The organism is Mycobacterium sp. RTGN6, from assembly GCF_033804605.1.
GTDB lineage: Bacteria > Actinomycetota > Actinomycetes > Mycobacteriales > Mycobacteriaceae > Mycobacterium.
Window position 1 is genome coordinate 62,656 of record NZ_JAPZKZ010000017.1, and the last position, 24,045, is coordinate 86,700.

Below are 24,045 nucleotides of genomic sequence, written 5' to 3' on the forward strand. Positions count from 1 at the left end.
TGTTAGAGCTGTTCGGTTTCGGCGAAGTCCTGGTCGCCGTCCAGGTCGTAGCTGGCATCGCTGTTCCAGGTGCCGGTTGCGACGTCGTAGCCCGCAACCTCCGACGGGTCGAACGTCGCCGGGCTGTCCTTGAGCGAGAGCCCCAACTGGTGGAGCTTGATCTTCACCTCGTCGATGGACTTCTGCCCGAAGTTGCGGATGTCCAGCAGGTCGGACTCGGTGCGCGAGACCAGCTCGCCCACCGTGTGCACACCCTCGCGCTTGAGGCAGTTGTACGAACGAACCGTGAGCTCGAGGTCGTCGATCGGCAGCGCGAACGACGCGATGTGGTCGGCCTCGGCAGGCGAGGGACCGATCTCGATGCCCTCGGCCTCGACGTTGAGTTCCCGTGCCAGACCGAACAACTCGACGAGCGTCTTGCCGGCCGAGGCCAGCGCGTCACGCGGGGTGATCGAGTTCTTGGACTCGACGTCGAGGATCAACTTGTCGAAGTCGGTGCGCTGCTCGACGCGGGTGGCCTCCACCTTGTAGGTGACCTTCAGCACCGGGCTGTAGATGGAATCGACTGGGATGCGGCCGATTTCGGCACCCGACGCCTTGTTCTGCACGGCGGGGACGTAGCCACGGCCACGCTCGACGACGAGCTCGACCTCGAGCTTGCCCTTGTCGTTCAGCGTCGCGATGTGCATGTCGGGGTTGTGCACCGTCACGCCGGCAGGCGGAACGATGTCACCCGCGGTGACGGCACCGGGGCCCTGCTTGCGCAGGTACATGGTGACCGGCTCGTCCTCCTCGGACGACACGACCAGGCCCTTGAGGTTCAGGATGATGTCGGTGACGTCTTCCTTCACCCCGGGAACGGTGGTGAACTCGTGCAGCACGCCGTCGATGCGGATGCTGGTGACCGCTGCGCCCGGGATGGACGACAGCAGCGTGCGCCGAAGCGAATTGCCAAGGGTGTAGCCGAATCCCGGCTCCAACGGCTCGATGACGAACTTCGAGCGGTTCTCGGCAAGCGACTCTTCGGACAGGGTGGGACGCTGAGAGATCAGCATGGTTTCTTCTATCTCCTTCTCGGCACCCGCTATTTGATGCCGTCTGGGTGTCTTACCGGCCGGGTGGCCGGTGCGACGATTACTTCGAGTAGAACTCGACGATCAGCTGCTCGGAGAGCGGCACGTCGATCTGCGCCCGCACCGGCAGCTGGTGGATGAGGATGCGCTGGCGTTCGCCAACGACCTGCAGCCACGCCGGGATCGGACGCTCACCCGCGACGGCGCGCGCGATCACGAACGGGTCGGTGTTCAGCGACTTGTCGCGCGCGTCGATGATGTCGTACTGCGAGACGCGGTAGCTGGGGATGTCGACCTTCACGCCGTTGACGGTGAAGTGGCCGTGGCTGACCAGCTGACGAGCCATGCGACGCGTACGGGCGAGCCCGGCGCGGTACACGACGTTGTCGAGCCGGCTCTCCAGAATCTGGAGCAGGTTCTCACCCGTCTTGCCTGCGACGCGGTTGGCCTCTTCGTAGTAGCGGCGGAACTGCTTTTCCATGACGCCATAGGTGAAGCGGGCCTTCTGCTTCTCCTGCAGCTGGTCACGGTATTCGCTCTCCTTGATCCGCGCGCGGCCGTGCTGGCCGGGCGGGTAGGGGCGCTTCTCGAATGCTTGATCTCCGCCGACGAGGTCGACGCCGAGGCGGCGCGACTTGCGCGTGACGGGTCCGGTGTAACGAGCCATCTGTCTCTAACTCCTCTTCCCTAGACCCGGCGCCGCTTGGGCGGACGGCAGCCGTTGTGCGGCTGAGGGGTGACGTCGGAAATGGCGCCGACCTCGAGGCCGGCAGCCTGCAGGGAACGGATCGCGGTTTCGCGGCCCGAGCCAGGACCCTTGACGAACACGTCGACCTTCTTCACGCCGTGCTCCTGCGCCTTGCGTGCGGCGTTCTCGGCAGCCAGCTGCGCGGCGAACGGCGTCGACTTGCGCGAACCCTTGAAGCCGACGTGGCCCGAGGACGCCCAGGCGATGACGTTGCCCTGCGGATCGGTGATCGAGACGATCGTGTTGTTGAACGTGCTCTTGATGTGCGCGGCGCCGTGAGGAACGTTCTTCTTTTCCTTGCGGCGGGTCTTCTGCCCCTTCTTGGGGGCAGCCGCGGCCTTCTTTGCTGGTGGCATCGGGGTTTACCTGGCCTTCTTCTTGCCGGCGATGGTGCGCTTCGGGCCCTTGCGGGTGCGCGCGTTGGTCTTGGTGCGCTGGCCACGCACGGGCAGGCCGCGGCGGTGCCGCAAGCCCTGGTAGCAGCCGATCTCGATCTTGCGACGGATGTCGGCCTGCACCTCGCGGCGCAGGTCACCCTCGACCTTGAGATTGCCTTCGATGTACTCGCGCAGCTGGGACACCTGATCGTCGGTCAGGTCCTTCGTGCGCAGGTCCCGGTCGATGCCGGTGCCTTCCAGGATCTCCTGGGAGCGGGTACGGCCGATGCCGTAGATGTAGGTCAGCGCGATCTCCATGCGCTTGTCACGCGGGAGATCGACGCCCATGAGACGTGCCATCAGGCAGTGTTTCCTTCTCTATGCGGAGGTCTGTTCCCAGTCCGTTCCCACCTCGTGGGGTCCGGCCTCCGTGCCGGACGTGATGAGCAGCCACTACTACGTCTTTTTGGCGCTGGCGCGCCTGCTGCTCAGTGGTACTGGGAGGTCTGCATTCAGTTGTGGGTACTGCTAGCCCTGCCGCTGCTTGTGACGCGGATCTGAGCAGATCACCATGACCCGCCCATGCCGGCGGATCACCCTGCACTTGTCGCAGATCGGCTTGACGCTCGGGTTCACCTTCACGGCTGTTCGATCCTTCTGGGTTTCATGTGTGACTCGCGCAAGCGCTCGTCACGTGGTCTAGAGGTGGTTCGTGAGTTCGACGCGGGTTACTTGTACCGGTACACGATGCGGCCCCGGGACAGGTCGTATGGAGACAGCTCCACGACGACGCGGTCCTCGGGCAGGATGCGGATGTAGTGCTGCCGCATCTTGCCGCTGATGTGGGCAAGCACCTTGTGACCGTTCTCCAACTCAATGCGGAACATCGCATTGGGTAGAGGCTCGACCACGCGGCCCTCGACCTCGATGGCACCGTCTTTCTTGGCCATACTCTTGTAGCGATCCTTGCTTTTGGTTTCGTATGTGATTGCGCCCGCTGCAGCGCAGCCTTCGATCCGACTAAAAAACGTGAGCCGGATCGGGAGAATTCCCAAGGGTCCGAGACAAAGCACGCAGAAAGTCGGCGCGGAAGCCGCACCGTTGGTCCATGGTACTCGCTCGACGGGCCCACCCAAAATCGCCGCCAAGGGCAGGTCACGCATCACTTTACGGGCGATGCCCGCGCAGCGCAGGAGAAGGCGACGGCCCCCGAGGCGGCGTTCGCTCAGAGCAGCAGACCGTGACGCGATATCCGCTGGACGACCGGCGCATAATTGGTAGCGATGACTGGACCTGCGCCCCAGCCCCGTAACCCCGTGATCCTCACTGTCGACGACGACCCTGCCGTGTCGCGGGCCGTCGCCCGAGACCTGCGCCGCCACTACGGCGAGCGGTACCGCATCGTGCGAGCCGAGTCTGGCCCGGACGCGCTCGCGACCATCAAGGAGCTCAAGCTCCGCGGCGAGACCGTCGCGGTGTTCGTCGCCGACTACCGCATGCCCCAGATGAACGGCATCGAGTTCCTCGAGAAGGCGATGGACCTCTTTCCGCTCGCCCGCCGGGTGCTACTGACGGCGTATGCGGACGTCCACGCCGCGATCGACGCCATCAACGTGATCGACCTCGACAAATATCTGCAAAAGCCGTGGGACCCGCCCGAGGAGAAGCTCTACCCCGTCATCGACGAACTCCTCGAGGAGTGGCACGCCGTCGGTGACCGCGCCATCCCGTACACGAAGGTGATCGGTCACCGCTGGAACCAGAGGTCATGGGAGGTGCGTCAGTTCTTGGCGCGCAACCAGTTCCCCTTCCGCGCGTTCATGGCCGACGAACCCAAGGGCATGCAGCTGCTCGAAGCCGCAGGGCAGGACGGCCGGCAACTGCCGGTGGTGATCACCGAGAAGGGGTCCGTGCTCGTCGAACCCGCCGACGGCCAGCTGGCCGAACTGCTCGGATTGTCCACCGAACCCTCGTTGCCGATGTACGACCTTGCGGTCATCGGCGGTGGGCCGGCCGGCTTGGCCGCGGCGGTGTACGGGGCGTCGGAGGGGCTCGGCACCGTGCTCATCGAGCGCACCACCACCGGCGGGCAGGCTGGCCGCAGCTCGCGGATCGAGAACTACCTCGGGTTCGAGAACGGCGTCTCGGGCGCCACCCTCACCACGTCGGCCCGAAGGCAAGCAGAGCGGTTTGGCGCCGAGGTGATCACTACCCGGGACGTGGTCAAGCTCCACGTCGGTGAGTCGGCCCCCACCATCGAGTTCGAGGACGGCAGCACAATCGGTGCCCGATCGGTGATCCTCGCGACTGGCGTCGAGTATCAGCAGCTGCGGGTCGTGGGTTGTTGGAGCGACCCGGAGGATCCCGACGGCTCCAACTACGTCGGGCGCGGCGTCTACTACGGCGCATCGGTGTCGGACGCCGAGGAATGCCGCGACGAGGACGTGTACATCGTCGGTGGCGCCAATTCGGCGGGCCAGGCGGCGATGTTCATGTCGAAGACGGCCAAGTCGGTGACGCTGCTGGTGCGCGGGCCGTCGCTCGAGGCATCGATGTCGCACTATCTGATCGAGCAGATCGAGAACACCGCCAACATTTTCGTCCGGACCTGCACCGAAGTGGTCGACACGTGCGGTGAGGACAACCACCTCTCCGGGCTCTGGCTCGAGGACAAGCGCACCGGGGCGCGCGAGAAGGTCGACTGCGGACGCTTGTGCTGCTTCATTGGGGCAACGCCTCGCACCGGCTGGCTCGACGGTGTGCTCGCCCTCGACGACCGCGGCTTCGTGCTCGCCGGGCCCGACCTCAAGGACGTCTGCGGCTGGAATCGGGAACGGCCGCCTCACCACTTGGAAACAAGTGTGCCCGGTGTGTTTGTTGCAGGAGACGTGCGTGCCGAATCCGCGAAGCGGGTGGCAGCTGCCGTCGGCGAAGGATCGATGGCAGTGATGCTGGTACACCGCTACCTGGCCGAGGCCTAGAAAGGACCACCCATGGGCGAGACGTGCCTGCCCGACGAACTTCGGACGCTATTCCTGTTCGAGAAGCTCACCGACCGCCAACTGGAGTCGCTGTGCGTGCACGGGTACGTAGCTCGCTACGAGCCGGGGCCCATCTGCCTTGAGGGTGAGGCGGCGACGTGCTTCTACGTGCTCATCGAGGGTGAGCTGGTGATGTCGAAGCGCTCGGGCGGCGCGGACATCGAAACCGGCCGGACGTCGCAGCGCGGCGTCTACTGCGGGGCGTGGAGCGCCTACGTCGACGGAGTCCCACAGGTCTACGAGTCGTCGGTGCGGGTCACCAAGCCGTCCAAGTTCTTCGTGCTCGACGCGACGGCGTTCGGCGAGTTCGTCAAGACCGAACTGCCCATGGCGGTCCACCTTCTGGAGGGCCTCAAGGTCGGCGGGTTGCGGCAGCGGCAGATCATCGACCAGCGGGAGAAGCTGCTTGCGCTCGGCCAGCTCTCCGCCGGCCTGACGCACCAGCTCAACAACCCCGCCGCGGCCACGGCCCGCGCCGTGTCCGACCTGCGCGAGACCGTCGGCAAGATGCGCCACAAGCTGGCAATGCTGGCCGACGGCAAGTTCACCCCCGAGGCCTTGCGGGTGCTGGTCAGCATCCAGGACGAGGTCGCCGAGCAGGTGGCCAAGTCCAAGTCGCTGGAACTCTCCGCGCTCGAGACCTCAGACCGCGAGGACGCGATCGGCGACTGGCTGGAGGGGCACGACATCATCGGCGCCTGGGACTACGCGCCAACATTCGTCGAAGCCGGGTTGGACACCGACTGGCTCGAGCGGATCCTGGCGTCGGTCGACGAGGTCGACGCGACGGCGTCGTTGCAGGGCGCGCTCGGCTGGCTGAAGTACACCATCGACACCGAGCAGCGCATGAACGAGATCGCCGAGGCGAGCAGTCGCATCTCCGCGCTGCTAGCCGGCGCCAAGCAGTACTCGCAGATGGACCGTGCGCCGTATCAGAGCGCCAACGTCCACGAGTTGCTGCGCAGCACGATCATGATGTTCGGCGAGAAGGTGGGCAAGGACAAGCCCGTCAAGCTCATCAAGGAGCTGGACCACTCGCTGCCCGAATTACAGTGCTACCCAGGTGATCTCAACCAGGTGTGGACCAACATCATCGACAACGCGATCCAGGCGATGGGCGGTCACGGCACGCTGACGATCCGCACCTGTCCCGTCGGGGAGGACGCGATCAAGGTGGAGATCTGCGACGACGGGCCCGGCATTCCCGCGGACATCGTCGACCGCATCTTCACGCCGTTCTTCACCACCAAGGCCTTCGGCGAGGGCACGGGTCTCGGCCTGGACCTGGCGTGGCGCATCGTCGCGCAGAAGCACCACGGCAACATCCGCGTCGAGTCGAAGCCCGGCGACACGCGTTTCAGCATCGTCTTGCCGCTGGTGGCGCCCAAGCCGGAAGAGGCGCCCGCCGACAGCGCGGATTAGTTCGGATCAAACTGAGCGATTCGGAATAGTCGCAACGGCGTATCGGGTTGTCGCAACCATGACGACTCCCAATCTCGGCAAGTTCGGCGTGTTCGGCCACTACACACAGTTCCAGCAGCTCTCCCCCGCGCAACTGAAGGACATCGAGGCCCTCGGCTACGGGGCCATCTGGGCAGGCGGATCGCCGCCCGCCGAACTCGACTGGATCGATCCCATCCTCGGCGCCACGGACAAGCTGCAGCTCGCCACCGGCATCGTCAACATCTGGTCCGCGGCGGCAGGCCCCGTCGGCGAGTCGTTTCACCGCATCGACAAGGCGTACCCCGGCCGGTTCCTGCTCGGCATCGGCGTCGGTCACCCCGAAGCGGTCACCGAGTACAAGAAGCCCTACGACGCGCTCACCGAGTACCTCGACGAGCTCGACACGTACGGGGTCCCGAAGGACCGCCGGGTAGTCGCCGCCCTGGGCCCGCAGGTGCTCAAGCTGTCGGCCAGGCGCAGCGCGGGCGCACACCCCTACCTGACCACGCCGGAGCACACCGCGCAGGCCCGCGAGCTCGTCGGGCCCGACGCGTTCATCGCACCCGAGCACAAGGTGGTGCCGACCACCGATACCGCGGAAGCGCGCGCCGTCGGGCGCAAGGCACTCGAGATCTACCTGAACCTGGCGAACTACCTGAACAACTGGAAGCGGCTGGGCTTCACCGACGACGACGTCGCCAAGCCGGGCAGCGACGCGCTCGTCGATGCGGTCGTCGCGTACGGAACCACCGAGGCCATCGCGGCCCGGCTCACCGAACACCTCACCGCGGGTGCCAACCATGTTCCAGTTCAGGTGTTGACGGGTACTGACAAGCTGGTGCCCGCGCTGGCCGAACTCGCTGGCCCGCTCGGCCTCGTCTGATCAACGAAGGGATCCACATGACCGACCCCGTGAACCTCAAGCCCGAGCTCGGCCGATTCGGGGTGTGGACCTTCGGCGCACCCAAACCGGACCAGGCCGTCGAGATCGAGAAGCTGGGCTACGGCGCGGTATGGATCGGCGGCTCCCCTGCCGGCGACCTGTCCTACGTCGACCCGATCCTGGCGGCCACCGAGACGCTGCAGGTGGCCACCGGCATCATCAACGTCTGGACGGTGAAGGCAGAAGAGGTCGCCGACGCCTACCACCGCGTCGAGGGTGCGTATCCGGGTCGGTTCCTGCTCGGCATCGGTATCGGGCATCCCGAGCACACCGAGGAGTACCGCAAGCCCTACGACGTGCTGGTCGAATACCTGGACGCGCTGGACGCCGCGAAGGTGCCGACCAGCCGGATGGTGGTTGCGGCGCTGGGGCCCAAGGTGCTCAAGCTGTCGGCCTCACGCAGCGCGGGTGCGCACCCGTACCTGACCACGCCGGAGCACACGGCGCAGGCGCACGAGCTCATCGGCAACACGGTGTATCTGGCGCCGGAGCACAAGGTGGTGCTGACCACCGACGCCGAGCAGGCGCGCAAGATCGGCCGCGACACGGTCGACTTCTACCTGAACCTGTCCAACTACCTGAGCAACTGGAAGCGGCTTGGCTTCACTGACAAGGACATCGCGAAGCCCGGCAGCGACAAGCTGATCGACGCGGTGGTTGCCCACGGCACGCCCGAGGACGTCGCGGCGCGGCTGACCGAGCACCTCGACGCCGGTGCCGACCACGTCGCGATTCAGGTGCTCGGCGGGTGGGACAAGCTGCTGCCGACGCTCACCGAGCTGGCGGGGCCGCTGGGCCTGAAGGGCTGACCCGCTAGTGTTTTGACCATGCGGTTGCTGGTCACCGGGGGCGCCGGATTCATCGGCGCCAACTTCGTCCACGGCGCGGTGCGCGAGCACCCGCAGGTGGCCGTGACGGTGCTCGATGCGTTGACGTATGCGGGTAGCCGCGAGTCGCTCACCCCGGTCGACGGCGCCATCCGGCTCGTTCAGGGCGACGTGACGGACGCCGAGTTGGTGGGCAAGCTCGTCGCAGAGTCCGACGCCGTCGTGCACTTCGCCGCCGAGACGCACGTCGACAATGCACTCGCCGATCCCGAACCGTTCGTGCGTACCAACGTGATTGGCACGTACACGGTGCTCGAAGCCGTTCGCCGCAGCGGCGTGCGACTTCATCACGTGTCCACTGACGAGGTGTACGGCGACCTCGCCCTTGACGACCCGCAACGCTTCACCGACGTCACGCCGTACAACCCGTCGAGCCCGTACTCGGCGACCAAGGCCGCGGCCGACCTGCTGGTGCGGTCGTGGGTGCGGTCCTACGGTGTGCGCGCAACGATCTCGAACTGCTCCAACAACTACGGGCCCTACCAGCACGTGGAGAAGTTCATCCCGCGCCAGATCACCAATGTGCTGTGTGGGCTGCGGCCCAAGCTGTATGGGGCGGGCGCCAACGTGCGCGACTGGATCCACGTGGACGATCACAACAGCGCGGTGTGGCGGGTGCTGTCCGACGGGCGGATCGGTCAGACGTACTTGATCGGCGCCGACGGTGAACGCGACAACCTGACCGTCATGCGCACCCTGCTCCGGCTGATGGACCGCGATCCCGACGACTTCGACCACGTGCTCGATCGCGCCGGACACGATCTGCGCTACGCCATCGACCCGTCGCTACTGCGCGACGAATTGGGTTGGGCGCCAGCGCACACCGATTTCGAAGCCGGGCTGGCAGCCACCATCGCCTGGTACCGGGCCAACGAATCATGGTGGCGCCCTTTGAAGGACGGCGTCGAGGCGGCATATGCGGAGCGTGGCCAGTGACCGTGCGCGCACTATCGGTCCCCGGCGCTTGGGAGCTCACGCCTGCGGTGCACGCCGATCCCCGTGGCGTGTTCTACGAGTGGTTCGCCGACCGTGAGTTCACCGCGATGACCGGGCACCGGCTCGACCTTCGCCAGGCCAACGTGTCGGTCTCTGCGGCAAGCGTGCTGCGTGGACTGCACTTCGCGCAGCTGCCGCCGAGCCAGGCCAAGTACGTGACGTGCCTACGCGGGTCGGTGTTCGACGTCGTCGTCGACATCCGGGTGGGGTCACCGACGTTCGGGCAGTGGGATTCGGTGTTGCTCGACGACGTCGACCACCGGTCGATCTACCTCTCGGAAGGATTAGCGCACGGATTCCTTGCGTTGCAGGATGATTCGACGGTGTCCTACCTGTGTTCGGCGGGCTATGCCCCCGAGCGCGAGCACACCATCTGCGCCACCGACCCGGCGCTCGACATCGAGTGGCCAGTGTCGGCACCGAAGCTGTCCGACCGTGACGCCGCGGCGCCCACGCTGGCCGAGGTCCGGGCCGCGGGCCTCTTGCCGACGTGGGACGAAGCGCGCGAGTTCACCGACGAGCTCAGCCGCCGCGCATCTGGAGTCTGAATCAATTGGGTGGCGGTCCTGGTGGGCGCTGACCCGAGGGCTGGCCGTCGCTACCTGGGGGCTGGGGTCCACTCGGCGCCTGATTGTTCGCGGACTTCTCGGCTACCCCGATCACCATCGTGATGGACATTCCCGTCGCGTCGCCAGTGACCGTCGCCAGCTCTGCATCCCAGCCATCGCCAAAGACGTTGTCGGAGTCCAGGCTGACCTGCGCGAGGTTCGTCACGCTGTCTGCATAGCCGCGGTCCGAGGCGAACACGGTCTCGCAGGCTTCTTGCGGTAGCGCGAGCTGCGACGTGAGGCGCGCATTGTCGCCGGCGACGGCGGACTCCAAGGAATCGAATACCTCGAAGTGGATGTGCGGCCACCGCCCGGGATAGCAGGCGGGAAAGATCGACGTGAACGACAGCAGGCCGTTGGCGTCGGCCACCTGCACACCCCGCAGGTAGTTCTGGTCCGCGATGGCTTCGCTGTACAGCGAGTACTCGCCCGCCCGGTTGCAGTGCCACAGGTACACGGCCATCCCGGCACCAGCCGCACATTCGTTGGCCAAATCCTTCAGCGTCATCGTGATGGATGCCGGAACGCCCTCCGCCGTCCCGGAGGACGTGCCAAAGCTGGAGCGGATGTCGCTGCGGACGATGCCAGACTCGATGAGCACATTGGGGCCGTTCGAACCGTCACTCGGGTAGGGGCCGGCGGTCTCCTGAGGCGCCGCCTCGGCGCAGGTAGCGGCCGCATCTCCAGTGGCCGTCGTCGAGCCTGCGCTGACGCTCGACGACGTCGACGAGGCAGTGTCCGATGCGCGGGTGGTGCACGCTACCAGCGTCGACGTACCGACTACGCCCGCGAGCACGAATGCTCGTCGCCGCGACATCACCGTGTGCAGATCGTGGGTCAACCCACGATCGTGTTCGTCGAGTGCCACCTCGGTCCTCCCTCCATGCCGCGCCCGACGACGCCATCGCACCACTTGCGTTACCCCGAAGGCTACGAATGAACCGTGAGTCGACGCTTTGCAATTGCTATGCGCCGCATGAGTGCGGCTGCCCTTGCGCCGAACGTCGAGAAGTTACTAGGATGTCCTAGTATCTCCGGATAAACGTCTTCGCATCGAGGGGTCCTCATGACCACAACAATTCCGCACTACATCAACGGCAAGCGCACCAATGGCACGTCCACACGCACGGCCGACGTGCTCAACCCCAGCACCGGTGAGGTGCAGGCGCAGGTGGTCCTCGGCTCGACGGCCGACGTCGACGCCGCGGTGGCGGTCGCGGTCGAAGCACAGAAGGACTGGGCGGCCTGGAACCCGCAGCGTCGGGCCCGCGTGATGATGAAGTTCGTCGACCTGGTGAACCAGAACTCCGACGAGCTCGCCGAACTCCTCTCGATCGAACACGGCAAGACCGTCGCCGACGCGAAGGGCGACATCCAGCGCGGCGTCGAGGTCATCGAGTTCGCCATCGGCATCCCGCACCTGCTCAAGGGTGAGTACACCGAGGGCGCGGGCGGCGGCATCGACGTCTACTCGCTGCGCCAGCCACTCGGCGTCGTCGCAGGTATCACGCCGTTCAACTTCCCCGCCATGATCCCGTTGTGGAAGGCCGGCCCAGCGTTGGCGTGCGGCAACGCCTTCATCCTCAAGCCCTCCGAGCGCGACCCGTCAGTCCCGGTGCGCTTGGCCGAGCTCTTCGCAGAGGCCGGTCTGCCGCCGGGCGTGTTCCAGGTCGTCCAGGGTGACAAGGAGGCCGTCGACGCCATCCTGCATCACCCCGACATCCAGGCCGTCGGCTTCGTCGGCAGCTCCGACATCGCGCAGTACATCTACTCGACGTCCGCGGCGAACGGCAAGCGCTCACAGTGCTTCGGCGGCGCCAAGAACCACATGATCGTGATGCCGGACGCCGACCTCGACCAAGCGGTCGATGCACTGATCGGCGCGGGCTATGGCAGCGCGGGCGAGCGTTGCATGGCCATCAGTGTTGCGGTGCCGGTCGGTGAGGACACGGCAAACAGGTTGCGCGCCAGGCTCGTCGAGCGCGTCAACGAGCTCCGCGTGGGCCACAGCCTCGACCCGAAGGCCGACTACGGGCCGTTGGTCACCGAAGCCGCGCTCAAGCGGGTGAAAGACTACATCGGCCAAGGCATCGAGGCGGGTGCCGAAGCCGTCATCGACGGCCGGGAACGCGCCAGTGACGACCTCACCTTCGATGACAACAGCCTTGAGGGCGGCTACTTCATCGGGCCGACGCTGTTCGACCACGTCACCACCGACATGTCGATCTACACCGACGAGATCTTCGGCCCGGTGCTGTGCATCGTGCGTGCGGACGACTACGAGCAGGCCCTGTCACTGCCGTCGAAGCACGAGTACGGCAACGGTGTCGCGATCTTCACCCGCGACGGTGACACCGCCCGCGACTTCGTCTCCCGCGTCCAGGTCGGCATGGTCGGCGTCAACGTGCCGATCCCGGTTCCGGTGGCCTACCACAGCTTTGGCGGCTGGAAGCGGTCCGGCTTCGGCGACCTCAACCAGCACGGGCCCGCGTCGATCCAGTTCTACACCAAGGTCAAGACGGTCACGCAGCGCTGGCCGTCGGGCATCAAGGATGGCGCCGAGTTCTCCATCCCCACCATGAAGTAGAGCTGAAGTAGCCCAATGGATTACTTCGGCCTCGACGACGACGAGCGCGTGATCGCCGAGACGGCGGGCGAGTTCGCCGAGAAGCGCATCGCGCCCCACGCGTTGGAATGGGATGCCACCAAGCACTTTCCGACGGACGTGCTGCGCGAGGCCGCCGAGTTGGGCATGGCGGCGATCTACTGCCAGGAGGACGCTGGTGGCAGTGGGCTGCACCGCCTCGACGGGGTGCGGATCTTCGAGCAGCTTGCCGTCGCCGATCCGACCGTGGCCGCGTTCCTCTCGATCCACAACATGTGCACCTGGATGGTCGACACGTACGGCACCGACGAGCAGCGCATGAAGTTGGTCCCGCGGCTGGCGTCGATGGAGCTCATCGCGAGCTACTGTCTGACCGAGCCGGGCGCGGGCTCGGACGCAAGCGCGTTGCGCACCAAGGCGGTTCGGGACGGCGAGCACTACGTGCTCGACGGCGTCAAGCAGTTCATCTCTGGCGCGGGCGTATCGGACGTGTACGTCGTGATGGCGCGCACCGGCGGCGACGGGCCGCGCGGCATCTCCGCGTTCGTCGTCGAGAAGGACACGCCTGGAGTCAGCTTCGGCGCCGACGAGTACAAGATGGGCTGGAACGCCCAACCCACCGCGCAGGTCGTGTTCGAGGGTGCTCGGGTGCCCGCCGACGCCATGCTCGGTGGCGCCGAAGGCGAGGGCACCGGGTTCGCCATCGCGATGAACGGGCTCAACGGCGGACGCCTCAACATCGCGGCGTGCTCACTCGGCGGCGCACAGGCGGCTTACGACAAGTCGGTCGCCTACCTCGCCGACCGCGAGGCGTTCGGCATGCGACTGCTCGACGAGCCCACCATCCGGTTCACGCTCGCCGACATGGCCACCACACTGGAGGCGTCGCGAAACCTGTTGTGGCGGGCGGCCTCCGCACTCGATGCCAACCATCCCGACAAGGTCGAGCTGTGCGCCATGGCCAAGCGCTACGTCACCGACGCGTGCTTCAACGTGGCCGACCAGGCCTTGCAGCTGCACGGCGGCTATGGCTACCTGCGCGAGTACGGGCTGGAGAAGATCGTCCGCGATCTGCGGGTGCACCGCATTCTCGAGGGAACCAACGAAATCATGCGCGTGGTCATCGGTCGGGCCGAAGCGGCCCGCGCCCGCGCGTCATAACTGGAGGAGGCACTGCAGATGGCGACGATCGCGTTCTTGGGGCTAGGCAACATGGGTGGCCCGATGGCGGCCAACCTGCTCGCCGCCGGGCACACCGTGCGCGGCTTCGACCCCGTGCCTGCGGCGAAGGTGGCCGCAGAAGCCAAGGGCGCCAGCGTCTTCGACAGCGGTGCCGAAGCCGTGGGCGGCGCCGACGTCGTCATCACCATGCTGCCCAACGGTGCGCTCGTCAAGAGCTGCTACGCCGAGGTGCTCCCGGCTGCGTCCACCGGCGCGCTGTTCATCGACAGCTCGACGATCTCGGTCGACGACGCCCGCGCGGTCAACGCGCAGGCCATCGAGCAGGGCTTCGCCCAACTCGACGCCCCGGTGTCCGGCGGCGTGAAGGGCGCAGTGGCCGGGACGCTGGCGTTCATGGTTGGCGGGGAGGCCGACGCGGTCGAACGGGGCCGCGAGGTGCTGGACGCCATGGCGGGCAAGATCATTCACTGCGGCGCGTCCGGCGCGGGCCAAGCAGCCAAGGTGTGCAACAACATGGTGCTGGCGGTGCAGCAGATCGCCGTCGGCGAGGCGTTCGTGCTGGCCGAGAAGCTCGGTCTGTCCGCCCAGTCGCTGTTCGACGTCATCACCGGCGCCACCGGCAACTGCTGGGCCGTGCACACGAATTGCCCAGTGCCGGGCCCGGTTCCGACGTCTCCTGCCAACAACGACTTCAAGCCCGGCTTTGCGACGGCGCTGATGAACAAGGACCTCGGGCTGGCGATGGCCGCCGTGAGCTCGACCGGCTCCGTGGCGCCGCTCGGCACCCATGCCGCCGAGATCTACGCCAAGTTCGCCGCCGACCACGCCGACAAGGACTTCAGCGCAGTCATCGAGCTGATCCGCAACGGCTAGCCGTACCCGACGCCGTTACGCCCCTTGGGTGTTCAACGTCGCGGTCAAGGCTGCGCGCAGGATCTGAGCATCACTCGTCGCGATGACCAGATTCCGCCGCGTCGCCTGCGCGACGAGCATGCGGTCGAAGGGATCGCGGTGCTCCCACGGCAGCCGACCAGCCAGGATCGCGTCGTCTGAGTCCATCGCCAACTCGGTCGCGGACATGCTCGCGACCACTTGCGACCACGCAGACAACAGCGGTGCACCATCGAGCCGCCCGAGCCTGGTCTTGATTGAGATCTCCCACGCCGAAGCCGCCGAGACCATGATGTCGGTGGTCGGGTCGCTCAATAATTCATGGGCGGACGCGGCGATCTGCTCTGGCGCGCTCACCAACCACAGCAGCGCATTCGTATCGAGCAACACCGACGTCGCGGACCCTGCGGTCACGACCGCGCTTCCCACGCCTCGATTTCCGCATCGGGAAGCGGTTCGTCGAAGTCGTCGGGGACGGCCAGGGTCGGCAGCTGTCCGAAGGTGCGCCGAGCGGGCTGTGCCGGCGTCAACACCGCCACCGGACGCCCGTGGCTGGTGATCGTCACCGAAACACCCGTTCGTTCGACTTCGGCAAGCAGCGCGTTCAGCTTGGCCTTCGCCTCTGTGCTGGAAATCGACTTCACGTCCACCACGATATCGGGACTAGTCTGATTAGACTAGTCCAAGCGGGTACACTGTTCTTACTCCGCCTCGAGACTGCGGAGAGATCGCGATTCTTCCGAGTTTCGCGATCTCTGAGCAGTCTCGGCGCCATGGTTTCCACCCAGCTAACGGGACGGGCTACCGGCCGGTCTGCCACCTACGGTGCAGTTGCTCGCACCCACCAACCAGCAGGCCGTCGTAGCGGGAACGCACCTCGACCGCACCGGTGAAGTCGCCTCCGACGGAGTAGCCGGTAGTGACCACCAGCGTCGCCAGCTTCGCCGCCCGCGCCGCCCGCAGCCCCCGCGACGTGCCCGCCACCGCCAGCGCCGCTTCCGGGCCCAGCCCCAACTCCCACAGCGCGTGGCCGTGCAGATCCGGGTCGCGGCCGGGCCTGGTCAGGTCGTCGGGGGTGACGATGGTCTCGGCGATGCCGTCGCCGATGAGCTGCCGCACCAGCGGGGCGACCCACCGGCGGGCGCCCGTGCTGACGACGGCGACCGGAATGCCCGCGAAGTACAGGCTGTTGACCAGGTCGTCGAGGCCGGGGCGCGGCGTCACGTCTCCGTTCAGCACGGATTCCTCGAACAGGTCGTTCTTGGTCCGGTAGACGTGGGCGGCAATCTCGGCGCTGACGCGGCCGAACCCCCGCCGACGCAGCGCCGAGGCGACGCGGCGCTTTTCGTCGGCGATGCAGACCAGCCGGCCGTACTCCTCGACGGTCCAGTGGATGTCCAGCCCGTGCTCGGCGAATGCGGCGTTGAACGCTCCCCGTTGCCCGTCGCGCTCGACGTCGGCGAGCGCGCCGTCGACGTCGAAGATGACGGCTCCGAGCGGCTCAAGCGATGCGTCGGCCGGTCGCCCGGTGTCCCACCAGTACGTCCGCTCCCCACACGTAACCGACATGCTTAGCAGGGTGTCCCACGTCACACCCGTTCAACCTCCCCCATCTGGGGGATTCGCACGGCCATCTTGGTGAACGACTGCCGCCGATGAACCTAGGGTGGTGGCATGCAGCCCGTGCGATTGGTGCTGGTAGACGACCACGAGATGGTCATCGAAGGGCTCAAGGCGATGCTTGCGGCGTTCGGTGACCGGGTGGAGGTAGTCGGCCAGGCGGTGGGCGCCGAGCGAGCGGTCGGCGTGGTCGCCGACCTCAACCCCGACGTCGTGCTGTGCGACGTCCGCATGCAGGGCGCCAGCGGGCTGGACCTGTGCGCCGACCTCCGGAGCCGCGAACCGAACCGCAAGGTCGTGATGCTCTCGGTGTACGACGACGAGCAGTACCTGTTCCAGGCGCTGCGGGTGGGCGCGTCCGGCTATCTGCTGAAGAGCATCGGCAGCGACGAGCTCGTCCGGCAACTGGAGCTCGTGCACCGCGGCGAGACGGCGATCGACCCCGGTATGGCCGCACGCGCCGTCGACACCGCGGCGCGGCTGCAGCGCGACGAGTTCTGGCCGGGCGCCCGCCAGGGGTTGACCCAGCGCGAAAGCGAGATCCTGTCGTGCGTCGTGAGTGGGCTGTCCAACAAGGGCATCGCCAACAAGCTGGTGATCGGCGACGAGACCGTGAAGACCCACTTGCGCGCGATCTACCGCAAGCTCGGCGTGGCCGACCGGACCGGCGCCGTGGCGACGGCGCTGAGGGAAGGGATCTACCAGTGACACCGGAGGGCAGGAGCGAAGCGACCCGGGAAGTGGCACAGGCGCGGCCGAATGCGGTGCGCGACCTCGTCGACGCCGACCGCGAACTCGCCCTGCTGCGCGAGCTGATTCAGGCGGCGTCGAGCGGTCCCGGCGTGGAGCCGCTCGCGGCGGCCGCGGCCCGGATGATCACCGCCGCGACCGCCACCGACGTCTGCTTCGTGCACGTGCTCGACGACACGGAACGCTCGCTGACGTTGACCGGCGCGACGCCGCCTTTCGACAGTGAGGTCGGCAAGATCCGACTTCCCCTCGGCCAGGGCGTGTCCGGCTGGGTGGCCCGGCACCGCGAGCCCGTCGTCATCATCCACGACAAGGAATCCGACCCGCGGTACATGCCGTTCGAGTCGCTGCGTGGGTCGGACTTCACGTCGATGGTGTCGGTGCCGATGGAAACCGATCCCGGCGGGCTGGTCGGCGTGCTCAACGTGCACACCGTGGCCCGCCGCGAGTTCGCCGACCGCGACGTTCAACTGTTGCTGGTGATCGGCCGGCTCATCGCGGGCGCCATGCACCAGGCCCGACTGCACCGTCAGCTAGTGGCCCGCGACCGTGCGCACGAGAACTTCGTCGAGCAGGTCATCGAGGCGCAGGAGATGGAGCGACGCAGGCTGGCCGGCGACATCCACGACGGCATCAGCCAACGCCTGGTGACGTTGTCCTACCGGCTGGATGCGGCCAGCCGCGCGGTGGGCGACGACTCAGGCGCGGCGGCCGAGCAACTGACGCTGGCCCGCGAACTCGTCGACCTCACGCTTGGCGAGGCCCGCGCGGCGATCAATGGGCTGCGCCCCCCGGTGCTCGACGACCTCGGGTTGGCCGGTGGGCTGGCGAGCCTGGCGCGGTCCATCCCGCAGGTCGACATCGACGTCGAGCTGGCGGACGCGCGGCTGCCCGACCACATCGAGATCGCGTTGTACCGCATCGCGCAGGAGTGCCTGCAGAACGTCGTCAAGCACGCGCAGGCCGCCAACGCCAAGCTGACGTTCTCGGTGAGCGACGAGCACGCCCGGCTCGACATCGTCGACAACGGAATCGGTTTCGACACCTTCTCCAAGCCGCTCGGCGGCGACGAGATGGGCGGCTACGGGCTGCTGTCGATGGCTGAACGGGCGGAGATCGTCGGCGGCCGGCTGAACATCAAGTCGCGGCCGGGTTCGGGAACCACGGTGACGGCGACGATCCCGTTGCCCTCGTCGCCGGGCACCCCTTAGCGCGAAGTCACTGGTTGTCGTCGATCCTTTGTCCAGGGCTCGGCTGTGCAGGGCTCGGCCAGATGAGCCGCCAGGTTCGCGACGGATGGTTGTCGCAGTCGAACTGCAAGGCGTGGACGTTGTTTTCGGTGCTCACGCCGCCGGCGATCGTCAGACACTTGCGAGTTTGCACGTTCTTGACCTTGTAGGTGCCGTCGGCCATCTTGTGAAGCGTCCATCTGCGGGACGGGTCGCTGTCGCAGTTGAACTGCAAGGCTTCGACGTTGTTTTCCGTGCTCACGCCACCCGCGATCGTCAGACACTTGCGAGTTTGCACGTTCTTGATCTGGTAGGTGCCGTCGGCCCAGCGGTCCAACATCCATGTGCGCGACGGATCGCTGTCGCAGATGAACTGAAGGGCTACCACGTTGTTTTCGGTGCTCACGCCACCAGCGATCGTCAGACACTTTCCGGTATTGCCATTTTGAAACTTCACCACCTCGGAGGCCGAGTTGGCGTAAGGGGCTGGGGCGTAAAGGACCCCGAGAGCTAAAGCGCCTGATGCAACCAGGCCGGCGCAAGCGCGATGGAAATTCGTCACGACGATTACTCCTTCGTCAATGAGTGGCGGGCGTAATTCTGGGTGTGGCATCACCAGATTGACGGCCGACGCATTTGTGCACACGCGTAGTCGACTACTCGACCTTGCCGTCGTAAGCCGAACGCGCCTAGAAGTCGCCCGCGTGCCGACGCAGTGTGTCGATGGCGGTCGCGAGCGCGCGGGAGTCCTCGTCAGACATTCCGACGTCGGCGAACACTTCCTTGTTCACCGTGACCGTGGCGTCCTCGACGGTCGACCGGCCCAGGTCCGTGAGCCGCACCAGCGTCGTCCGCCCGTCGGTGGGGTGCGGGATGCGCTCGACCAGCCCGTCACTCTCGAGCCTGCGGATCGCGTGCGTGACACTGGTGACGTGCACCTGGAGCCGGTCGGAGGCCTTGGTGATCGGCAGCGCGCCGGAACTGCTGAAGGCCAGCAGCCGCAGCAGCTCGTAGCGGGAGAAGCTGAGGTCGTAGGGGCGTAGCGCCGCCTCGACGCGGGCCAGCAGAATCTGGTGAGCGCGCATCACCGACGTCACGGCGACCATGCCGTCGGCCACCTCACCCCACCCGGCCCGCTCCCAGTTGGCACGTGCCAGCGCGATCGGATCGGGTTTGCCGGGTGGCGGGCTCTCCTCGGTGGGCACGCCTCTTCATACCGCACTTAGCCCGACGGTTGCGTGAATCAGGCCTGAGCCACCGCCGCCAGCACCGCTCGCGAGGACGCCCGGTTGCCCACGCTGATCCGCACCCCGCCGTCGGCGTAGCTGCGCACCCGCAGCTCCGTGTCGGCGAAGACCTCACGCCACGGCCGGGCCCGCGCAGGTAGGTAGACGAAGTTGGCGTGGCTGTCGGTGCTGTAGATCCCCATGGTGCGCAGCCGGGCACGCAGATACCGCCCCTCGAATCCAATCGCCCGGATGCGTTGCCGTAGTTCGGCTTCCGCGTCGTAGGATGCTGCGACGCCGACCAACCCCGTCGACCCGATGCCGAACGGCAGCTGCATCGTCCACAGGCTGCGCGCCAGCGCGGGTGCGCAGAAGCCGTATCCGACGCGTAGCCCCGCCAGGCCGTACGCCTTCGAAAAGGTGCGCAGCACCACCACATTCGGGTACCGCTCGACCAGCGCGGGCGCGTCGATCCGATGCTCGGGTGACAGGAACTCGACGTACGCCTCGTCGAGCACCACGACGGTGTCCGACGGAACACGGCGCAGAAATCGTTCGACGTCGGCGGCGGATTCGATGGTGCCCGTCGGATTGTGCGGACGGCACAGCACGACGACGCGGGCCCCGCTGGCCGCGTCGGCCATCGCGTCGAGGTCATGATGGCCGTGCCGGTCGAGCGCAACGGTCACCGATCGCAGCCGCGCCATTTGCGCGAAGATCGGGTAGCCGTCAAATGTCGGCGACGTCATCACGATCGTGTCTCCGGGACTGGTGACGGCATGCAGCACCTGCACCACGACACCGGTAGCGCCCGCACCGATCACCACCTGGTCGTCGCGCACGCCCACCCGGCCCGCGATCAGCGAGCGCAGCCGCTCGGGTAGGAACTCCGGATAGCGGTTGGCGGTGTCGAGCGACGCCGCCAGTGCCGAACGAACCGACGGCAGCGGTGGGAACGGATTCTCGTTGAGCGACAATGCAAACGGGCTCACTGCGGGCGTCAGCGACCCCACCGCGTGACCAAGCGCGGACGTCATGCGGTTCGCCCTCCCCACTTGACGGCGGCGGCACCCGCGAAGTCGCCTGCGTGTGCAAACGCGGCCATCATCACGACGTCGCCGTTGCGCAGCTGGCCCTCGGTGATCGCACGATCGAGGTTGACCGGGATGCCCGCGGCGAAGAGATTGCCGCACTCATCAAAAGTGTCGACGTGTCTCGACTCGGGCAACTCCAGCGCCTCGCGCCAGTTGCGCAGGAACACGCGGTTGGGCTGATTGGTCACCAGCAGGTCGAGTTCTGATGGCGCCACACCGATTCGGTCGCACACCGCGTACGCCACCTCGGGAACCTGCCGGTTGCCCCTGGCCAACACCTTGGTGATCTTGGCATCGGTGAACCCGATGCAGCCCTCGCCTGGCCCGGCCTGCCACCACTTGCGAGGCGGGTCCATCGCGATGGTCATGTCACCCGCGTACTCGCCGTAGGTGCGGCACTCGACGTCGAGGATCGGCGAGGCGTCCGACGTCGTCACCAGCCCGACGGCGGCCCCGTCCCCTGGCACCGCGGCTTGCGCCTTGCGTCGCACGGTCTCCTGGTCGAACACTTGCCCCGCCGCGTTCTGCGCGACGGCGATCAGCGCGGTGCGGCCCTCACCGGAGGCCAGCAGGTTGCGGGCCAACTTCAATGCCAGCACGAACGCCGCGCAGCCGCCGTTGTGCAGGTCGATCACCCAATTCGGCTTCATGCCAAGCCGATGCGCCATGGCGCCGCCGCCGCCGTAGAACGGCATGTCCGGCAGCTGCGTGTGCGTGATCAGCACGTCGACGTCGGCAAGCGTGTCGGTGCCGTGCCGGTCGACGAGGTCAGCGGCGGCCCGCTCCACCATGTCGACGGCGGTCTCGTCCTCGGCGACGTGATGCCGGAAGCGCGGCGCACGGAACATCAGGTTGTCGCGCAGGTCGTCGGAGTCGGCGAACTGTGCGTAGTAGTCGGCGCTGATCGGCCGGCCGGGCAGGTAGGTGGCGATGTCCATCAGGCTCACGGCGGGCAGGAGCGCAGCGACTCGGGGAGTGGTTTCGGTCACGGGCTCACTCATCTCATCCAGGCCGGTGATACCGGCAGGCCGTTGCGATGCCGGTATTCGGCGATCGCCTTGAGGTTCTTCAGTTCCAGCAGATGGCCTGCGCCGAACATGTCCCAGAAGTCGCCCACCCACACCGGTCGCCCTGGCGGCGCCGTCTCGGGGTATGGGTTGTCGTCGTAGAACGGGTGGTGGCAGTTGGTCCACAGCACCACCGAGCCGGGCTTGTCGAGCACCACCCGCGCGTCGACCACCCGCATCAGGTAGACCATCCACAGGTGGCGGCCCTGGTCCCACGCGCAGTGGTAGTCGACCGTGCGGGCTTCGCGGTTGGCGACTGTGCGCGTGTAGATCTCGGTCTCCGACCCCAGCCGGTCATACGCCAGCCACAGCCCGGGCTCGTCGGTGGGGGTGAACCCGCGCAGGCTGTACGTCCACTCCTCGAGGCTGCGGGTGTCGGACAGGTAGTCGAACAGTTCGTCGGGCGGGCAGTCGACGTAGTCGTTGACGGTGCAGTACTCGCCGAACACCTCGTCGTGCGGATACACCGACCGCATCATCTCCATGATGATCGGTGTCGCCCGTTCACGCGGTGCGTTCTCGATGCGGATGACCCCGTCGATCGGGGTGGCTATGTCGTCAAGCGCGGGCAGCGACATCGTGCGTCATCTCCTCAGGTGTCGAATGGTGTTGTGCGGGAGTAAGAAACGGGGCGAAGGGCGGGATCTCATCGGCCGAGCACTCGATGCTGACCACCGACGGCCCGTCGTGCGCGAAGGCGTCGCGCAACGCTGAAGGCAGCCCGTCGGCTTCGGCGACGTCGACCGACGACAGCCCGGGGAACATCGCAGCCAGCCCGGCCCCGAGCCGGCTCGGCGTGAAGCGGTTGTAGCTGTACCGGTCGTCGTAGAAGAGTCGTTCGCGGGTGACGCACATCGCGTGCGCGTTGTTGTTGAACAGCACGACGGTGACCGGCAGCCCGTACTGGATGGCGGTGTGCAACTCCATGCCGTGCATGAAGAACGACCCGTCGCCGGCGACCACCACGGTGCGCCTCCGCCTGGCGAAGCACATGCCGATCGCGGCGCCGAAGCTGTATCCCATGCCGCCCATGCCGAGCGCCACGACGAACCGCCCGCCGCGCCGCGCCGACAGGTGGTGAATGGCGGCCGCTCCACTGTTCCCCGCATCGACGACGAGGTCGGCGTCGTCGGGCACCAGGTCATCCAGCGCGGCCATCGCGTCGCCGTAGCGCACGCCAGGACCGTCGTACTCGGGTGGCCGTAACTCGCTGCGCGGCAAGGGTTCCAGCTTCCGACGCCGACGGCCGGTCATCGCCAGCGCGATGTCGTCCAGCGAGCGGCGCAGATCGTCGGAGTGCACGTGCTCACTCGACACGAACGGCTCCGCCGATCCGATCGAGATGGTCCGCGTTTGCGCCAGCGCGTCATCGAGTCCGGCGCGGGCGGTGACCGGGAGTCTGGTGCCGACGAGCAGGCAGACCGTGCTGCGGCTGATCGCCCGTTCCACGCCAGGGTGACCCATCACCCCGGTGACGAGCGGCGTGTGGGCGACGTCCTTGGCGTCGGGCACGGTGGCCACGTACGCGTTGAGCGCACGACCGAGCTTGCGGAGCTGCTCACGCGCGTCGTCACGGGCGACCTGTTCACCGGCGACGATGGTCACCGGTCCATGTGTGTGACGCAGCACTTCGATGATCGACGTCGGTTCGTCAACGCGGCGCAACGGTGCGATCGACGGTGGCCGCGTCCTGCCGATCAGGCTCTGCTGCACGTCCTTTGGCAGGAGCAACACCGCGGGCCCGCCCTCCAGCGCGGCGGCGATGGCCTCCGGCAGGGCCCAGACGACGTCCGCGGGCTCGACTAGCCGCCGACAGTACACCGAGACCGCGGAGAACACCGCGAGGGCATCGAGCGACCCGGCGAGCCCGCTGGTGTCCTGGAAGCTGCCGCGTCCGTCCATCCCGGTGGGCGGTTGGCCGACCAGCGCCAAGACCGGAACCCGGCTGGCATACGACTCCCCCAACCCCGCAACGAGATTCAGCGATCCACCGCCCGACGTCGCGGCCACCACGCCGAGGCCCGACGACGCTCGGCTGAACCCGTCAGCCATCGTCGCCGCCGAGAACTCGTGCTTGGCCAGTACCCCGGTGATGCCGGGATGGAAGTGCAGCGCGTCGTAGAGGTCCTCGATGTTGGCGCCGTCGACGCCGAAGACGTATTCGACTCCGCGGGCCGCGAGTTCGTCGACGACGTGGTCGACCACCCTGCGCTTGCTCACCGATGCTCACCTCTTCCCGGGTCTGCTAGTGACACGACGCGGGTG

General features: G+C 66.9%; 27 protein-coding genes. 11 read left to right on the plus strand and 16 right to left on the minus strand.

The genetic code is table 11. The annotated features are described in order from the left end of the window. Nucleotides 1-2: 2 nt before the first annotated feature. The 6 genes from SLQ33_RS31760 to infA form a co-directional block, all read right to left on the minus strand. A complete protein-coding gene (locus tag SLQ33_RS31760; protein ID WP_319457910.1) occupies nt 3-1,055 on the minus strand; it encodes a DNA-directed RNA polymerase subunit alpha in 1,053 nt (350 codons plus the stop codon). A gap of 79 nt (nt 1,056-1,134) precedes the next feature. Next, complete coding sequence (rpsD, locus tag SLQ33_RS31765; RefSeq protein WP_319457911.1) at nt 1,135-1,740, minus strand: 30S ribosomal protein S4; 606 nt, start codon at nt 1,738-1,740, stop codon at nt 1,135-1,137. A gap of 20 nt (nt 1,741-1,760) precedes the next feature. Continuing rightward, the gene (gene rpsK / locus SLQ33_RS31770) at nt 1,761-2,177 is read right to left on the minus strand and encodes a 30S ribosomal protein S11 (protein ID WP_319457912.1); all 417 of its coding nucleotides are present in this window, start codon (nt 2,175-2,177) and stop codon (nt 1,761-1,763) included. Between the two features lie 6 nt (nt 2,178-2,183). Then, nucleotides 2,184-2,558: a 30S ribosomal protein S13 gene (gene rpsM / locus SLQ33_RS31775; protein WP_319457913.1), complete on the minus strand. Its 375-nt coding sequence runs from the start codon at nt 2,556-2,558 to the stop codon at nt 2,184-2,186. A gap of 168 nt (nt 2,559-2,726) precedes the next feature. After that, nucleotides 2,727-2,840 carry a 50S ribosomal protein L36 gene (gene rpmJ, locus SLQ33_RS31780; protein ID WP_003879483.1) on the minus strand — a complete coding sequence of 38 codons (114 nt, stop codon included), beginning with the start codon at nt 2,838-2,840 and terminating at the stop codon, nt 2,727-2,729. Nucleotides 2,841-2,926: 86 nt separating this feature from the next. Further along, nucleotides 2,927-3,148, minus strand: coding sequence for a translation initiation factor IF-1 (gene infA / locus SLQ33_RS31785; protein WP_003418601.1), 222 nt, complete (start codon nt 3,146-3,148; stop codon nt 2,927-2,929). A 333-nt stretch (nt 3,149-3,481) separates the two neighbouring features. Between infA and SLQ33_RS31790 the strand changes: the two genes are divergently transcribed. The 6 genes from SLQ33_RS31790 to rfbC are packed head-to-tail and all read left to right on the plus strand — an operon-like array spanning nt 3,482 to nt 10,056. After that, a complete protein-coding gene (locus SLQ33_RS31790; protein WP_319457914.1) occupies nt 3,482-5,179 on the plus strand; it encodes an FAD-dependent oxidoreductase in 1,698 nt (565 codons plus the stop codon). Nucleotides 5,180-5,191: 12 nt separating this feature from the next. Next, nucleotides 5,192-6,661: an ATP-binding protein gene (locus SLQ33_RS31795; protein ID WP_319457915.1), complete on the plus strand. Its 1,470-nt coding sequence runs from the start codon at nt 5,192-5,194 to the stop codon at nt 6,659-6,661. Nucleotides 6,662-6,719: 58 nt separating this feature from the next. Further along, on the plus strand, nt 6,720-7,565 hold the full coding sequence (locus tag SLQ33_RS31800) for an LLM class F420-dependent oxidoreductase (RefSeq protein WP_319457916.1): 846 nt from the start codon (nt 6,720-6,722) through the stop codon (nt 7,563-7,565). A 17-nt stretch (nt 7,566-7,582) separates the two neighbouring features. Continuing rightward, entirely contained in the window at nt 7,583-8,434 is an 852-nt protein-coding gene (locus SLQ33_RS31805) for an LLM class F420-dependent oxidoreductase (protein WP_319457917.1), read from the plus strand. Between the two features lie 18 nt (nt 8,435-8,452). Further along, entirely contained in the window at nt 8,453-9,448 is a 996-nt protein-coding gene (gene rfbB / locus SLQ33_RS31810; protein ID WP_319457918.1) for a dTDP-glucose 4,6-dehydratase, read from the plus strand. Next, nucleotides 9,391-10,056 carry a dTDP-4-dehydrorhamnose 3,5-epimerase gene (rfbC, locus tag SLQ33_RS31815; RefSeq protein WP_413467688.1) on the plus strand — a complete coding sequence of 222 codons (666 nt, stop codon included), beginning with the start codon at nt 9,391-9,393 and terminating at the stop codon, nt 10,054-10,056. The genes rfbB and rfbC overlap by 58 nt, the downstream gene beginning before the upstream one ends. A 1-nt stretch (nt 10,057) precedes the next feature. Here the strand turns inward: rfbC and SLQ33_RS31820 are convergent, their stop codons facing one another. Then, the gene (locus tag SLQ33_RS31820) at nt 10,058-10,933 is read right to left on the minus strand and encodes a dioxygenase (protein ID WP_319457973.1); all 876 of its coding nucleotides are present in this window, start codon (nt 10,931-10,933) and stop codon (nt 10,058-10,060) included. A gap of 249 nt (nt 10,934-11,182) precedes the next feature. Here SLQ33_RS31820 and SLQ33_RS31825 point away from each other — a divergent pair, with 249 nt between their 5' ends. Genes SLQ33_RS31825 through mmsB form a run of 3 tightly spaced genes read left to right on the plus strand, consistent with a single transcriptional unit; the run spans nt 11,183 to nt 14,776 of the window. Then, nucleotides 11,183-12,703, plus strand: a complete 1,521-nt coding sequence (locus SLQ33_RS31825) for a CoA-acylating methylmalonate-semialdehyde dehydrogenase (protein ID WP_319457920.1) — start codon at nt 11,183-11,185, stop codon at nt 12,701-12,703. A 15-nt stretch (nt 12,704-12,718) separates the two neighbouring features. Further along, complete coding sequence (locus tag SLQ33_RS31830; protein WP_319457921.1) at nt 12,719-13,882, plus strand: acyl-CoA dehydrogenase family protein; 1,164 nt, start codon at nt 12,719-12,721, stop codon at nt 13,880-13,882. 18 nt (nt 13,883-13,900) lie between these two features. Continuing rightward, entirely contained in the window at nt 13,901-14,776 is an 876-nt protein-coding gene (gene mmsB, locus SLQ33_RS31835) for a 3-hydroxyisobutyrate dehydrogenase (protein ID WP_319457922.1), read from the plus strand. A 15-nt stretch (nt 14,777-14,791) separates the two neighbouring features. On the opposite strand, the gene SLQ33_RS31840 is transcribed toward mmsB, so the two are convergent. From SLQ33_RS31840 to SLQ33_RS31850, 3 genes are all read right to left on the minus strand, one after another. After that, nucleotides 14,792-15,208, minus strand: coding sequence for a type II toxin-antitoxin system VapC family toxin (locus SLQ33_RS31840; protein WP_319457923.1), 417 nt, complete (start codon nt 15,206-15,208; stop codon nt 14,792-14,794). Further along, on the minus strand, nt 15,205-15,438 hold the full coding sequence (locus tag SLQ33_RS31845; protein WP_319457924.1) for a type II toxin-antitoxin system Phd/YefM family antitoxin: 234 nt from the start codon (nt 15,436-15,438) through the stop codon (nt 15,205-15,207). Before SLQ33_RS31845 ends, SLQ33_RS31840 begins: the two co-directional genes overlap by 4 nt. Nucleotides 15,439-15,595: 157 nt before the next feature. Continuing rightward, the gene (locus SLQ33_RS31850) at nt 15,596-16,363 is read right to left on the minus strand and encodes an HAD hydrolase-like protein (protein WP_319457925.1); all 768 of its coding nucleotides are present in this window, start codon (nt 16,361-16,363) and stop codon (nt 15,596-15,598) included. Nucleotides 16,364-16,468: 105 nt separating this feature from the next. On the opposite strand from SLQ33_RS31850, the gene SLQ33_RS31855 reads away from it, so the two are divergent. Next, nucleotides 16,469-17,122: a response regulator transcription factor gene (locus SLQ33_RS31855; protein ID WP_319457926.1), complete on the plus strand. Its 654-nt coding sequence runs from the start codon at nt 16,469-16,471 to the stop codon at nt 17,120-17,122. Nucleotides 17,123-17,178: 56 nt separating this feature from the next. Further along, nucleotides 17,179-18,375, plus strand: coding sequence for a GAF domain-containing sensor histidine kinase (locus SLQ33_RS31860; RefSeq protein ID WP_319457974.1), 1,197 nt, complete (start codon nt 17,179-17,181; stop codon nt 18,373-18,375). A gap of 7 nt (nt 18,376-18,382) precedes the next feature. Here SLQ33_RS31860 and SLQ33_RS31865 read toward each other — a convergent pair whose 3' ends face one another. From SLQ33_RS31865 to SLQ33_RS31890, 6 genes are all read right to left on the minus strand, one after another. After that, nucleotides 18,383-18,955: an RICIN domain-containing protein gene (locus tag SLQ33_RS31865; protein ID WP_319457927.1), complete on the minus strand. Its 573-nt coding sequence runs from the start codon at nt 18,953-18,955 to the stop codon at nt 18,383-18,385. A gap of 127 nt (nt 18,956-19,082) precedes the next feature. Beyond that, nucleotides 19,083-19,598: a MarR family transcriptional regulator gene (locus SLQ33_RS31870; RefSeq protein WP_319457928.1), complete on the minus strand. Its 516-nt coding sequence runs from the start codon at nt 19,596-19,598 to the stop codon at nt 19,083-19,085. A gap of 38 nt (nt 19,599-19,636) precedes the next feature. Further along, nucleotides 19,637-20,656: a pyridoxal phosphate-dependent aminotransferase gene (locus SLQ33_RS31875; RefSeq protein WP_319457929.1), complete on the minus strand. Its 1,020-nt coding sequence runs from the start codon at nt 20,654-20,656 to the stop codon at nt 19,637-19,639. After that, nucleotides 20,653-21,714, minus strand: coding sequence for a 3-oxoacyl-ACP synthase III family protein (locus SLQ33_RS31880; RefSeq protein ID WP_319458280.1), 1,062 nt, complete (start codon nt 21,712-21,714; stop codon nt 20,653-20,655). Before SLQ33_RS31880 ends, SLQ33_RS31875 begins: the two co-directional genes overlap by 4 nt. Further along, a complete protein-coding gene (locus tag SLQ33_RS31885) occupies nt 21,711-22,358 on the minus strand; it encodes an SRPBCC family protein (RefSeq protein ID WP_319457930.1) in 648 nt (215 codons plus the stop codon). Before SLQ33_RS31885 ends, SLQ33_RS31880 begins: the two co-directional genes overlap by 4 nt. Further along, on the minus strand, nt 22,339-24,000 hold the full coding sequence (locus tag SLQ33_RS31890; protein WP_319457931.1) for a thiamine pyrophosphate-binding protein: 1,662 nt from the start codon (nt 23,998-24,000) through the stop codon (nt 22,339-22,341). The genes SLQ33_RS31885 and SLQ33_RS31890 overlap by 20 nt, the downstream gene beginning before the upstream one ends. Nucleotides 24,001-24,045 lie beyond the last annotated feature (45 nt).

Coding starts and splice junctions, on each gene's coding strand:
- SLQ33_RS31760 (WP_319457910.1), bottom strand. CDS start 1,055: ATGCTGATCTCTCAGCGTCCCACCCTGTCCGAAGAGTCGCTTGCCGAG.
- rpsD (WP_319457911.1), bottom strand. CDS start 1,740: ATGGCTCGTTACACCGGACCCGTCACGCGCAAGTCGCGCCGCCTCGGC.
- rpsK (WP_319457912.1), bottom strand. CDS start 2,177: ATGCCACCAGCAAAGAAGGCCGCGGCTGCCCCCAAGAAGGGGCAGAAG.
- rpsM (WP_319457913.1), bottom strand. CDS start 2,558: ATGGCACGTCTCATGGGCGTCGATCTCCCGCGTGACAAGCGCATGGAG.
- infA (WP_003418601.1), bottom strand. CDS start 3,148: ATGGCCAAGAAAGACGGTGCCATCGAGGTCGAGGGCCGCGTGGTCGAG.
- SLQ33_RS31790 (WP_319457914.1), top strand. CDS start 3,482: ATGACTGGACCTGCGCCCCAGCCCCGTAACCCCGTGATCCTCACTGTC.
- SLQ33_RS31795 (WP_319457915.1), top strand. CDS start 5,192: ATGGGCGAGACGTGCCTGCCCGACGAACTTCGGACGCTATTCCTGTTC.
- SLQ33_RS31800 (WP_319457916.1), top strand. CDS start 6,720: ATGACGACTCCCAATCTCGGCAAGTTCGGCGTGTTCGGCCACTACACA.
- SLQ33_RS31805 (WP_319457917.1), top strand. CDS start 7,583: ATGACCGACCCCGTGAACCTCAAGCCCGAGCTCGGCCGATTCGGGGTG.
- rfbB (WP_319457918.1), top strand. CDS start 8,453: ATGCGGTTGCTGGTCACCGGGGGCGCCGGATTCATCGGCGCCAACTTC.
- rfbC (WP_413467688.1), top strand. CDS start 9,391: ATGGTGGCGCCCTTTGAAGGACGGCGTCGAGGCGGCATATGCGGAGCG.
- SLQ33_RS31820 (WP_319457973.1), bottom strand. CDS start 10,933: ATGTCGCGGCGACGAGCATTCGTGCTCGCGGGCGTAGTCGGTACGTCG.
- SLQ33_RS31825 (WP_319457920.1), top strand. CDS start 11,183: ATGACCACAACAATTCCGCACTACATCAACGGCAAGCGCACCAATGGC.
- SLQ33_RS31830 (WP_319457921.1), top strand. CDS start 12,719: ATGGATTACTTCGGCCTCGACGACGACGAGCGCGTGATCGCCGAGACG.
- mmsB (WP_319457922.1), top strand. CDS start 13,901: ATGGCGACGATCGCGTTCTTGGGGCTAGGCAACATGGGTGGCCCGATG.
- SLQ33_RS31850 (WP_319457925.1), bottom strand. CDS start 16,363: ATGTCGGTTACGTGTGGGGAGCGGACGTACTGGTGGGACACCGGGCGA.
- SLQ33_RS31855 (WP_319457926.1), top strand. CDS start 16,469: ATGCAGCCCGTGCGATTGGTGCTGGTAGACGACCACGAGATGGTCATC.
- SLQ33_RS31875 (WP_319457929.1), bottom strand. CDS start 20,656: ATGACGTCCGCGCTTGGTCACGCGGTGGGGTCGCTGACGCCCGCAGTG.
- SLQ33_RS31880 (WP_319458280.1), bottom strand. CDS start 21,714: ATGAGTGAGCCCGTGACCGAAACCACTCCCCGAGTCGCTGCGCTCCTG.
- SLQ33_RS31885 (WP_319457930.1), bottom strand. CDS start 22,358: ATGTCGCTGCCCGCGCTTGACGACATAGCCACCCCGATCGACGGGGTC.